Here is a 12,481-nt window from a genome sequence, read left to right as displayed (position 1 = left end):
CATCGAGTATCACCACCCCACCATTATATATGAATTAAAAGGGCGCTTAGGGACATCAAAACACACCTAAAATATTAGACGCCCCTTTTCAATGCTCGTTTTTAAAGGTTTGTAGGCAAACGGATACACATGGGACGCTAAACTCCACCTATTATATAATTAGTAACTATTGTGAAAGCACTTAATAACTCACCCAACACCTACTCTTCTTACCCGTTATTTTGTTCTTCCTTGAACCCGATGCAATGTAACCATTAGCCCTAAGAATACCTGTAATCTCGCCAGAGTTACTGTCTTTAGACAATCCTAACTCTGCTTTAATATTCTCAGTGAAAACTATATCACCAGCATCCAATATAGCTTTCAACGTTTTATCTTTCATATTTGGTTCACGCTTTACAGTGAGTAATTTAGCTATGAAATTTTGACTTTTATTGTCGTTTATTAGCTTTAGTAAATAACTATTAAGCTTACTTAAACCATCATCACAATCAATAAACCTAGCAAGCTTTCCAATAAAATCTTTAGTCTCTGACATACTTTTTTTATGTTCTATATATGGAAGCAGTTTTAACCTTCTATAAAGATTTTCACCTTGTTCAAAAGGTATGCGAAGATTAGAGCAAAAGACAAATGATGCCGTAGTTTTTTCAGATGCTACATCCTTACCTTTCTCTTCGACTACGACCATTTCATTACCAATCAAGTTAAGCAGATTATTTTGCGCTCCTGCTTGAAGCTCATCACAAAAAATTAAACTCTTCTTAGATGCACCTATCGCAAACTTACCCTTTAATTGATGCATTGATATACGTTGATAATTTGAATCACCAATTAAAGGCTTAACTATAGAGTCTATTAAAAAGGACTTTCCTGTACCACTATCTCCAACCAATACAGGAGCAAAACCAAACACATCTTGAGGCTTGTGAACCAATCCTGCCAACCAACACAAAACCCCCATCCTAATAACATCATCTGGAAACAATCTCTTAAAGTACAAATCAAACATATCTGGGATAGCTTGCTCTGATGACTTTTCTAATTGGAAAATTGATGGTTTATAGGTATTCAAGTTATAATCTAATGTTGCAACACTTTTATCAATTAGGTGACCATTACTTACAACAGGCTTATAAATAACCTTTCTAACTAAAGGAACTGCTGACAGTATTACAGCATCAACGTCTTCCTTATTATCAATCCCATCAACCCTCCTTCTAACCAAAGACTGAATTTCACCATAGTTTATGTTCGTATCATCTTCAACACGATGATAAACAAGATACCCTTGCTTACTGGTGGTTTTATAAAAACTCTCTTCTATATAACTTTTAACCTCTTTTGGTAATTTAAACATACATACTCCTTATACTTTTTAATTAGATAGCTTAATAGCCCTCTCTCTCTTTAGTTAATCAATTCAATTACCACAGAACCATTTGACACACCCTTTTCAGGACGTGCGCTTCAGCCCTACAGTCGCTTCATTTACAATAAAAAATACTACGACATTCTATTGTTAATCTTTTAATTTATGGCGATAAACACACTTACTTACAGACACAGAAAAGCCCGTGATTAACCGATTCTGAACACTCCTGAGAGGTAGCTTTAGGAATCGTTAAAGACGAGCTTAAACATTTACACAAATTACATTTTCACCTGATAACAATCAAATGAACGACGACAACACACAAAAGAATGACGCCCTAAAAACAAACCTCGTCAAACTCCATCAATTGTCTTATAGGTTCTTTGTTGTACCTTTCAAATTAGGAAATGAATCTCTTAATCTCATTATTGACTGCCTACTAACGCCATACTCCCGAGCAAGTGCGCTAACACTTTCACCAACAGCAAGTTTTTCCATAATTTCATCCTGTTGCTGAGGTGTGGTGGACTTCTTTCTCCCACCCTTTTTTCCTGTCCTTTCTCTACCAGACTGTAATCTATCAACAATAATTGAATGCTCAAGCTCAGCAAATAACCCCAATAGATGTACCATTGCTTTATTCATGGGTGAGCTATCACTGGTATCAACCTGACCGTCTAAAGTGACCAATGTCGCACCTTTATCAGTAATGCTTTGAAGTACCTGTAAAACTTGATTAAGACTTCTACCGAGCCTGTCAAACTTAGTAACAACCACCTTGTCGCCACTCCTTATGTAATCTATAAGCTCTGATAGTTTTTCAAAGTTCTCATCTGATTTACCAGACTGCTTACCTGAGAAAACCTTCTCGCAACCATATTCACGTAAAGAGTCAATTTGCGACTCTAAATCTTGGTCTTGTGTACTAACTCTTGCATACCCAAACATCATAAAGCACCTGTACGAAACTATGTAGTAATGGACAGTACGATACATGATGTACGAAATACTGTCAAGACCAATTACGGACACTGTACGAATTAAACACCTACAATCGGACATGCAACTAAGATTGAATGACGGACACATCAAGACCCTATCCATGTTTAATGAAAGCCTATGCAGAGATTTACCACTAACAGACTTAGAAGATAAACCTATCGTATGGATGATAAAAGAGTGGATTGATATAAGCCTAAGCTACCTCGTTACGCCATAGTCAATTGATAGGGATTTTAAAATTGCTACGTAAATTTAGACAAAGACCTTATTACGCACTAAGTACCTTTACATTGGATTTTACATTCGTGGTTGTTTGGTATGGTTAAAAATAATCAAGCCTAAAAATAAGGAAGTAGGTTTTTATAATTACAACTAACACCTTGTTTATTGAAGGTTAACCCCCAAATAATGTGATAGCGTGTAGCTAATAGTATTTACTAAGTAGGATTACCCATGAGTCAAGTTACCTTTAACCAGTTATTAGATGATGTACCTTTATACACACCAGTCGATGTTTCAGGGTTCCTATGTGATATCACAGTAAAGAGACAGGAACAAAACAAAGGACTTGCTGCGCTGGAGCAAAGGAAAATAGTAGAAAAAACCACACAACTATCTGGCAAGCTACAACCTAGCCTCTACTGTGGTTCAGATGGCTGTAATAATTACACCTACTTCGAGATGCTAAGCACCACTCAGCAACATCTAGACCTAAATTGCCCATCAATAAACAGGGTTGCATTCAGGTGTTGTAATTGTAAGCAGAAGAGTTATGAATTTTACCTTGAGATTACACCTACAGTAAACGGAAATGCTAACAATGACACTATTTTCCGAATTCAAAAGGTAGGCCAACAACCACGCCACGGTAAAGCTATCCCTAAAAAGGCATCTAAGCTTATTGGTAAGGAAAGAAATCTGTTCTTCAAAGGTTCAATTAGTGAAAACCAAGGCATGGGTATTGGTGCATTCTCATACTACCGTAGAGTGATAGATTCACAAAAAGACAAAATCTTTGACGAAATTATTAAGGTACTAAACCTAACTACTGGTAATGAAACTTTAATCCAAGAATTAACAGATGCTAAAGCTGAGACTCAATTCACAAAAGCTGTAGACAAGATTAAAACTGCTTTACCAGATGGTTTAAAAATAAGTGGTTATGACCCACTAAAACTTCTCTACCAAGCGTTAAGTGAAGGCCTTCACAACCATACTGACGAGGAATGCTTAGAGAATGCTCACGACATTAAATTGGTTTTGTTTCAATTCTCAGAAAGATTAGATTCTGCATTGAAAGATGATGCTGAACTAACTAGTGCCATAAACAGGCTGGCTAGAAAAGGTAGATAGAAGCTAAGCATGGGAGTTATAAGTTAACTTTTCCTCTAAGTTTCTTGGTACTACCAGCTTTAGTTTTACTATCCATACGTCTACGCTGTGAACCTCTGGTAGGCTTGGTGGCTTTCCTAGACCTCTGAACTACCACGGCGCTAACTATTAACTCCTTCAATCGCTTTAAAGCATCATCTTTGTTCTGGTCTTGAGTTCTAAAAGACTGTGCTTTAATAATAATCACACCATCTTTGGTCACACGACTATCAGAAAGTTTAAGTAATTTTTCCTTATATAATGAAGGTAGAGATGACCTATTAATGTCAAACCTTAAGTGAATCCCTGTAGCAACCTTATTTACACGTTGTCCACCATTACCTTGTGAACGGATTGCATTAAGCTCTACCTCCCAATCTGCTAGGGTGACGTTATTGCTTATTTCTAACACAGGGGTCTAATCAACCAAAAGTTATTGACATTTTGTCCACCCGCCCCTTGTGCACGAATAGCGGTTAACTCGAGTTCATTTTGATCTAACCAGACATTATTTGAAAGGGCCAACATATTTTACTTCTACTACCTTATTTATTCACACGTTAAGTATACCATTCATAATGATAATAATAAGCTAGAAACTAAAACGGGAGCAATAGCTCCCGTAAACATTTAAGTATAACTACTTTGAAATTAGTTCAAATTCATTTCTTGAACTTTCTCATGGGCAATTTCAGGCGTAACTGAAACAGGCTTACTGTGTAAATTTGCTTTTAATTGGCCTTTTCTATGTTTAAGTGCGGCATCAAGCTTTTTGGCTACACTAGCAATTGCGGGAAACATGACATCGTCTTCTGCTGATACAGCAATACGACCACCTTCATAATTTGTTGTTATTTCTGCTCCATATTTTCCATGCTCTTTTGAAAGAATAATGTCTAATGAGATCAGCGTTGGAAAATGGTTAGAAATTTTTAAGAATTTTTCATCGATATGTTCTTTTACACCATCGGTAACATCTACGTGGTGACCTGAAAGATTTATTTTCATAGGTATTCCTTTTGTTTATTGCTCTATTTAAGACTTGAGGGTAAAGTCGAAAAACGCAAGGCCTTAGTATGAAAAAAATAGAAATTAATTCATAAAAGAGCTTACACAATTAACTGTAGCAAAAATTATACATTTTATTTGGATTTTGCTTCATTTTTTATATTAATATTATTATTTACCCCTAAGCTAATGAAATTATATTATTTAAAAAAGTAAAGCATAAACAATAGGAGTCTTTTCATTTAAAAAGCGGTTATAATATCCGCCAATTTTTAAGTTAATTAATCGCTGTTAAGCAGTAAAGAGACCTTACATGTTTGATGATATTCGCCCTTATCGTGATGATGAGGTTGCAACTGTGATCCGAAAACTGATTAATGACCAAGGGCTACTTTCTTCTATTGCTAGTTTTAAAATGCCTCGACTGTACAAGCTTCTACCGGTAATTTGTCGCTCAGTGGTAAAATGGACGTTAAAGTTACGCGTGAGTAAGTTTCATAACATCGAAGACATTCAACGTGAAGTAGCAAAGTACTTGCATCACCTCGTAAAAAAAAGTACCGATGGTTTTACTTTTCATGGCTTAGAGAAAATTGATACAAGTAAACCTATGCTGTTTATCAGTAATCATAGAGACATAGTACTTGATGTAGCATTAATTAATTGGGCGTTGTACAACAGTGGCATTAATACCGTTGAGGCAGCAGTTGGCGACAACTTATTGCATCAACCTTGGGTTGCTGACTTAATGCGTATTAACAAAAGCTTCATTGTTAAACGTAGTGAAGAGTCAAAACGTGCCATGCTCAATGCGTCAAAGCAATTATCAGCCTATATTCACCATACAGTTTATGAGCGCCAACAAAACATCTGGATAGCGCAGCGAGAAGGTCGTGCTAAAGACGGGATAGACAAAACCAACTCGGCTTTAATTTCAATGTTATTACTAAACAAAGACAAGCAAACGCCGCTTGCAGACTATTTAAATGAAATTAATATTGTACCTGTTTCAATTTCGTATGAATTTGATCCCTGTGATAGAGATAAAGCAATCGAACTTGCAGAACGAGAAGCAACGGGGTGTTATAAAAAGAAAGAAAACGAAGACTTAAATAGTATTACACAAGGGTTAATGGGGAAAAAAGGTCGTGTTCATGTTGAGTTCTGCCACGCGATTAAAGGCGACTATGCCGATAGTAAAGCCGTTGCAAAAGCTATTGATAAAGAGATTATCAGTAACTATAAATTATATGACAGCAACTTAACGGCTTATGCACAGCTTCACCAGCAAGATGACATTAAACAAAGCGTAATGAATCAGTTAAATAGCAGGATGTCTGATTTAACTGAACAGCAGCAGCATTGGTTATTAACTATGTATGCAAATCCTGTTAGAGCGAAACAAGCAGTAGATTAATGGCTAACAGTAACGTGTATTAATAAAAAACGGCGCTTTATAGCGCCGTTTTCATATAAAGATAACCTTATTTTTTTATTGATATGTGATAATTTTTTACATTATTAGCAAAAGAGTTATTATTTTCATTTTGATAATACAATAAATAATTTTCATATTTATCAGTATCTTCACTTTGTACCAAATCTGTACTGGTACCCAATACAAGGGTCTCATCATTAATAATACCTTCATAACCAGGTAAAGCTGTAGTTACGGGTAATTGACCAGTAATTCGCCCATAACTTGTCCATTTAGCTGGCATAGGTGTATTATTTTCGGGGTGGTAAGCTTGATAATTGACGGTAATTATAGCCAAAGGATAATTAGCAACATTACTGTAATCATAACTCCAGTCTGATTTGATTTCTGAGAAATAAATATCATCAACATCTGGTTTTTTCGTTGCAGCCGCTAAGGCAAAACTAGTGTTAAAAGCTGAAGAAATAACTTGGTGCTGGCTCGATATTTTTATTTGACCAAAGGCAGAATCAGTTTCAGATAAAATAACCTCAGCATTTGATTGATAAACAGTTTCTGAAACATAAAGATGGCTATTAAATAAATCAACTGAGTTATCATCTTCAAGAACTCTTGTTGCAAAATGCGCCTGCCCTAAAAATAACTGTTGTGTTGTAAAAGGCTGATGATTTTTATTTAAGCCAATTTGTTCAATAGCGGCGAAAGCTGAAAGTTGCCATACAGCTTGATTGTCGCTATTAACGGCTGTTTGACTAAAATCATCAATAAAGCCAGCAGCACCCAGAACGTTACTGTTATTTCCAGTACCAACAAGCGAGAAAGAATGTAGTGGCCAAGCGCCATCAATTGCTCGGCAAGCTTCAACATTAATAAAGTTAGTGCGTTGTGAGTCTACAGCTTCAGTGCTGGTAAATGTTGCTGAGCTGGTTACTTGGGTAATATCAGAGATAGGGGTATGTGACACTTCAACATTTCGAGTGATACATTCACAATTAGCATCAACAACTTTACTGATATGTTCTGCCTGATAAATGGCGGGCGTTGTTGCTTTTACCTGATGAAAGCTAACAAAATCTAAACCTTCCACTTTTCCTTCTTGCTGAGTTTTAGCAACAAGTGTGTAATTGATGAGTTCATTGTCTGATAAAAAACTAAAAAGTCCATCATCGTTTGGCTGTAACTTTGTAACAACACTCCAATCATTATTTTGAATAAACAACTCAACATCAACAAACGGTAGTTTTTCGCCACATTTATTGGTCAGTGTAGACGTTAATGAAAAAGCATAACTTTTTGGCGCTGTTGGGGTCGTATTATCGCTGCCACCACCTCCTCCACATGCTTGTATACCCAAAAAGATAGGCAGTAATAAAAGTGTTTTTTTATAATTGTTTAACAATGAGTTTATTGGGCGGTTTTGTAGCTGAAATAATTTTAATAGCATATCAAGAATTCTTCCTAAGTTTAGCGATCCATTACAGTAATTATAAAGTAATCACCACTAAGACTTAAAGCACTAATATCATCGAGTCTTGTATTCATTATAAAAAATGATATTTTAGCTTTATATAAAGAAAAAAGATCAGCAAATGCTGATCTTTTGATATTGAAATTAAGTGTTAAGTTTATTTTTGCTGATAGAAAGCCGACATAGCTTTATATAATGAATATAAGTCAACTTTTGAACCTACCGCATAAGGAGAGTGAATTGACAAAATGGGTACACCAAAATCAATTACTTCCATATTGTCATTAGACAAATCGCTACCAATAGTTCCGCCAGAAGCTTTACCTTTATAAGTCGATGTTTGCCATTTGATTTTATTATTATCTAAGTAATTACGCGTCCATGCCATGTACTCTGAGTTAGCATTAAAACCACCACCGTAAAGTTTCAAGTTAATACCGTTACCTAAACGTGGCGCATTGCCTAATTCCCAAACACCAGCCCAGTTAGGATTAACACCCGGGTTAACATCCGCTGAAATAACTTTGGTATTACGCAAAACTTTACGTAACTGGTAATCGTTATAATCGTCACCCATTTGGTTGTATAACAAGCCACTTAACATATCAACAAGATAAGTTGAGCTTGCCCCGGTATTATTAATATTGCCCACTTCTTCGTTATCCACTAAAAAGGCAACTGAGGTATACTCTGGAATTTTCTGTTCAAAGATGGCAGTAACAGCGGCAATAGAGCTTGCCTTATCATCTTGGCCATAAGCAGCGATCATGCTGCGATCAAAGCCAACATCGCGAGGCTTAGTTGCTGGTACTAAGGCTAATTCAGCAGACACTAAATCTTCGATTGAAATGTCATACTCTGTTTTTAAGAAATCGGTAATTAATTCTTTTATTGATTTATCTAAGTCAGGCTTAGCTGCGATAATAACATCAAGTTCTTCTTTCTTGATCACATCACGACTTTTACGATCCCTGTTTGGATGATCAACATGCGGGGCTAAATCAGGTACCATAAAAATAGGATCGTTTTCATCAAAGCCAACAGAGATATTAACAACTGTCCCGTCTTTTTTGTCAACGCGGCCAACCAGCGCTAAAGGGATATTGACCCATTGATAGGTTTTAATACCACCATGAACATAAGTCTGCAGCATAGCAAACTTCTCTTTTTCATAAAGCGGTCGTCCTTTAAGTTCTAGGCGAGGTGAATCAATATGAGCGCCAACAATACGAGTACCTTGCTCAAGGCCTTTTTTACCAATAACAATTAATGAAATAGTACGGTCACGATTGACGTCATAAAAACGAGCACCTGGCTTTAAGTTACTTTTTTCAGACAAACGCTTAAAACCTTGTTTCTCAGCACGTTTTATAGTTTCTGTAACAAAGGTCAATTCTGTTGGTGTTTGATAAATAAAAGTTTTGTAATCGGTCGCATATTTTTCAACGGCAACTAACTCACTTTCAGATAAATTTAGCCAGGTTGATGATGAAACTTTCTTTGCTTGATCTTTTTCAGCGGTATCTGCATAACTATGACCAGAAAGGGCCATAGTACTTATTATTGCGATGCTTGTTAGGGTTCTTTTTATGTTCATTATTATTTCTTTTGATTAATGGCTCCTGATTATAATAAAGAGAAGTAACGTCCCCTTACAAGGTTTATTCGTTTGAACAGATAGAAAATAAGATGAACGTCGGCATTTTAATCTCCTTATTACAATAAATGCTCATCGCGTTGATCAATATTACTCAGCACAATTAACTTTTGACATAAAGCAGCAAACAAAAACAATAAAAAGTGAATAACAAACAACACTTATTTGACATGAATAAATACTAAGAAAATACTAATACCACTCTGTTTTAATTAAAAAAGTAGATAAAAATAAGTTGATAAAAAGCAAGCCTTGTTAAAAATCAGTTGAAATTCGATCAACTCCATTATTTACGCGATGACTGAAGTAAATTTCCCCCGCTTATATGATATAAATACTGAGGTATTTACAATGAAAAGTGTTTCCACTAGGAAATCTTAAAAATAATAAAGTAGGATCTGGGTAAATGACATTAAATAAATCTCAAATAGCTAAGGCGCTGTCCATTGCTATTATTGGCTCAAGTGTTGCACTGATGGGCTGTGAAAAAGCAGACACAGCAAGCGACTCAGCAGTCGCTGAAACCGTACAACAACAAACAAGTTTATTACGCACTCAAAGTGAATCACTTGAAGCAGTTTATGCTGAGATGCGTGCTAAACAAGTCAGCAACGTTAGCTATAAGTTAAGTGTGACGATTGATAATAAAAGCGAAAGTTTTTCTGGCTCTACCGAATTACTCTTTGACTTAGTAGAGAACAATCAAAATGATTTAACCATAGATTTTGATGAAGGTACTATAAAGTCATTAAAAGTTAATGGCAAAGTAGTTAAGTTTAGCTATGAAAAATGGTTTATCACTATTCCTGCTAGCGAGTTAACTGCGGGTAAGCAAAGTATTACTATAGATTACCAGCGTCCTTACTCTACTGACGGCTCTGGTTTCCATCGTTTTGTTGACCCTAAAAATGGTGAAGTTTACTTATACACCGATTTTGAACCTTATGACGCGAACCGATTATTTCCTCACTTTGATCAACCTGATTTAAAAGCCAGCTACGAAATACAAGTGACCGCTCCCGCTCATTGGCAAATAATTAGCGCCACTCGCGAAACAACTATTAGCGAAAACGGTGATAACAAAGTATGGTCATTTCCTGCTTCAGCAAGATTCTCTTCTTATGTTTTCTCTCTTCATGCAGGTAATTACGCTGTATGGGAAGATGATTTTGAAGGGATGAAATTGCGTTTATTTGCTCGTCAAAGTTTAGCCGAATACGTTAAAACTGACGAATGGTTTATTCCAACCAAACAAAGTTTTGCCTTCTTCAATAAGTACTTCGATGTGCAATACCCTTTTGGCAAATATGACCAAATTGTCGCACCTGACTTTAATGCCGGTGCTATGGAAAACGTTGCTGCGGTTACATTCAATGAAGGCTATATTGCACGTGGAGAGAAATCAACCAGTGCTCGTATGAGTCTTGCTAATGTTATTGCTCATGAAATGGCACACATGTGGTTTGGTGATTTAGTCACCATGCGCTGGTGGAACGGCTTATGGTTAAATGAAAGTTTTGCTACTTATATGGCCAACTTAGCTATTGCAGAAGCCAGCGACTTTGAGAACAACTGGGATGTATTCTACTCTGGTACTAAACAATGGGCTTACCGCACTGATGACTCAGTGAACACTCATGCGATAGAACTACCGGTTGCTTCTACGGGTGTTGCTTTATCAAATTTTGACGGTATTACCTACGGTAAAGGCGCATCAGTATTAAAGCAGTTGCCTTATTATTTAGGTGAAGAGAATTTCCGTATTGGTGTCAGCAATTACTTGAAAAAGTTTTCTTACCAAAATACTGATTTAGAAGATTTTATCGGTGAATTAGGCAAAGCTGCAGGTAAAGATATGACCCAGTGGACACAAGACTGGTTATATAATGCAGGCTTAAACACCATCAAAGTTAATTACCAATGTAGTGACGGTAAGATTAGCGCGTTTGCAATAAACCAAACAGCACCAGAAGGTTACCCAACATTACGTGAACAACGTGTTCAAATAGGTTTATACAATGTTAGTGCTGATGGTAATGCGATGAACTTAACCTCTGCAACACCTATTATGTATAAAGGTGCGACCACTGAGATTAAGGCCGTGATAGGTCAAGCATGTCCTGATTTGGTTTATCCAAACGAAGCCGATTGGGGTTACGTAAAAGTAGATCTTGATGAAAAGTCATTGGCATCGGCACAACAACACATTAATGCGATTGATAACCCCACTATGCGCTTAATGCTATGGCAGAGTTTGTCTGACAGCGTCAACGATGCAAATTTAGCCGCTGACCAGTTGGTAACGTTTGCCATGGCTAATATTGAAGGTGAAAGCGATTATAACGTATCACGTAAAATTGCGAGTACGTTAACCTCGGCTTTAGGCTTCCTAACTGTTGCAACACGTTTAGAGCAAAAAGATTATACAGCGCTTTATATGGACGTTGAAAACTTATACTTACGTTTATTAGAAAATGCCGAAGCGGGTTCAGACTTCCAAAAACTTTGGTATGGCCGTTATGTTGGTGTAACGAAAACAACTAAGCATTTAAATCACTTACAAAACATTTTGAACGGTGAAAAAAGTTTTGATGGTATTACCATAGATCAAGACAAGCGCTGGACATTAATTGCTAAAATGAACCGTTACCAACATGGTAATTACCAAGCATTATTGAGCACTGAAGCCAAAAAAGACATTACCGATTCAGGTGTTAAAAGTGCTATTTATGCAGAAGTTATTCGACCTGAGGCTGAAGTTAAAGAAAAATGGTTTAACATCGTTATTAATAACCCTGACAAACTAAAACTTTCTACCCTTCGTTATATTATGTGGGGTTTATTCCCTGGTGAGCAACAAGCTTTAGAAGCGCCTTATAAAGCTAAAATTCTCGCACACATTCCTAAATTAAATGAAGGAAGTGATTTAGGTTTATTAGAATCTTTTGCCGGTAGCATGTTGCCGACACAATGTAATGCAGTCAGTGAAGCAGAATTAGCGCAACTGATTAAAGACTACAGTGGTATGAAGCCACAAGTGTTAAAGACAGTCAAAGCTAGCCATCAACAAATTGGTCGCTGTGTTAAAGCGCTTGAACTATTAAAATAATATTTCGTTAGCGTAATAAAAAGGCCTTATGTGAAAACATAAGGCCTTTTTAT

10 protein-coding genes are annotated in these 12,481 nt (G+C 36.4%); 3 read left to right on the top strand and 7 right to left on the bottom strand.

Going from position 1 to position 12,481, the window contains the following annotated elements:
- Positions 1-181 precede the first annotated feature (181 nt).
- Together H4J75_RS10210 and H4J75_RS10205 are read right to left on the bottom strand one after the other, a co-directional pair.
- Positions 182-1,360 (bottom strand): primase-helicase family protein, encoded by a 1,179-nt coding sequence (locus tag H4J75_RS10210; RefSeq protein WP_182222062.1) that lies wholly within the window; start codon positions 1,358-1,360, stop codon positions 182-184.
- 387 nt (positions 1,361-1,747) lie between these two features.
- The gene (locus H4J75_RS10205) at positions 1,748-2,326 is read right to left on the bottom strand and encodes a recombinase family protein (protein ID WP_182222061.1); all 579 of its coding nucleotides are present in this window, start codon (positions 2,324-2,326) and stop codon (positions 1,748-1,750) included.
- A 504-nt stretch (positions 2,327-2,830) separates the two neighbouring features.
- On the opposite strand from H4J75_RS10205, the gene H4J75_RS10200 reads away from it, so the two are divergent.
- On the top strand, positions 2,831-3,730 hold the full coding sequence (locus H4J75_RS10200) for a hypothetical protein (protein ID WP_182222060.1): 900 nt from the start codon (positions 2,831-2,833) through the stop codon (positions 3,728-3,730).
- A 16-nt stretch (positions 3,731-3,746) separates the two neighbouring features.
- Here H4J75_RS10200 and arfB read toward each other — a convergent pair whose 3' ends face one another.
- From arfB to hpf, 3 genes are all read right to left on the bottom strand, one after another.
- The gene (gene arfB / locus H4J75_RS10195) at positions 3,747-4,160 is read right to left on the bottom strand and encodes an alternative ribosome rescue aminoacyl-tRNA hydrolase ArfB (RefSeq protein ID WP_182222059.1); all 414 of its coding nucleotides are present in this window, start codon (positions 4,158-4,160) and stop codon (positions 3,747-3,749) included.
- Complete coding sequence (locus tag H4J75_RS10190; protein ID WP_182222058.1) at positions 4,154-4,276, bottom strand: hypothetical protein; 123 nt, start codon at positions 4,274-4,276, stop codon at positions 4,154-4,156. The genes arfB and H4J75_RS10190 overlap by 7 nt, the downstream gene beginning before the upstream one ends.
- 123 nt (positions 4,277-4,399) lie before the next feature.
- Positions 4,400-4,756, bottom strand: coding sequence for a ribosome hibernation-promoting factor, HPF/YfiA family (gene hpf / locus H4J75_RS10185; protein ID WP_070376060.1), 357 nt, complete (start codon positions 4,754-4,756; stop codon positions 4,400-4,402).
- Between the two features lie 313 nt (positions 4,757-5,069).
- Here hpf and H4J75_RS10180 point away from each other — a divergent pair, with 313 nt between their 5' ends.
- Positions 5,070-6,173: a 1-acyl-sn-glycerol-3-phosphate acyltransferase gene (locus H4J75_RS10180; protein WP_182215079.1), complete on the top strand. Its 1,104-nt coding sequence runs from the start codon at positions 5,070-5,072 to the stop codon at positions 6,171-6,173.
- A 67-nt stretch (positions 6,174-6,240) separates the two neighbouring features.
- On the opposite strand, the gene H4J75_RS10175 is transcribed toward H4J75_RS10180, so the two are convergent.
- Both H4J75_RS10175 and H4J75_RS10170 read right to left on the bottom strand, forming a co-directional pair.
- Positions 6,241-7,638 (bottom strand): hypothetical protein, encoded by a 1,398-nt coding sequence (locus tag H4J75_RS10175; RefSeq protein ID WP_182222057.1) that lies wholly within the window; start codon positions 7,636-7,638, stop codon positions 6,241-6,243.
- A gap of 181 nt (positions 7,639-7,819) precedes the next feature.
- Positions 7,820-9,259, bottom strand: coding sequence for a hypothetical protein (locus tag H4J75_RS10170; protein ID WP_220465288.1), 1,440 nt, complete (start codon positions 9,257-9,259; stop codon positions 7,820-7,822).
- Between the two features lie 466 nt (positions 9,260-9,725).
- Between H4J75_RS10170 and pepN the strand changes: the two genes are divergently transcribed.
- Complete coding sequence (gene pepN, locus H4J75_RS10165; RefSeq protein WP_182222056.1) at positions 9,726-12,428, top strand: aminopeptidase N; 2,703 nt, start codon at positions 9,726-9,728, stop codon at positions 12,426-12,428.
- Positions 12,429-12,481: the final 53 nt, after the last annotated feature.

Origin of the sequence: Colwellia sp. BRX10-1 (genome assembly GCF_014077545.1) — a bacterium.
In the GTDB taxonomy this organism is placed as follows: Bacteria; Pseudomonadota; Gammaproteobacteria; order Enterobacterales; family Alteromonadaceae; genus Colwellia_A.
This window is presented reverse-complemented; position numbering and strand designations above follow the sequence as displayed.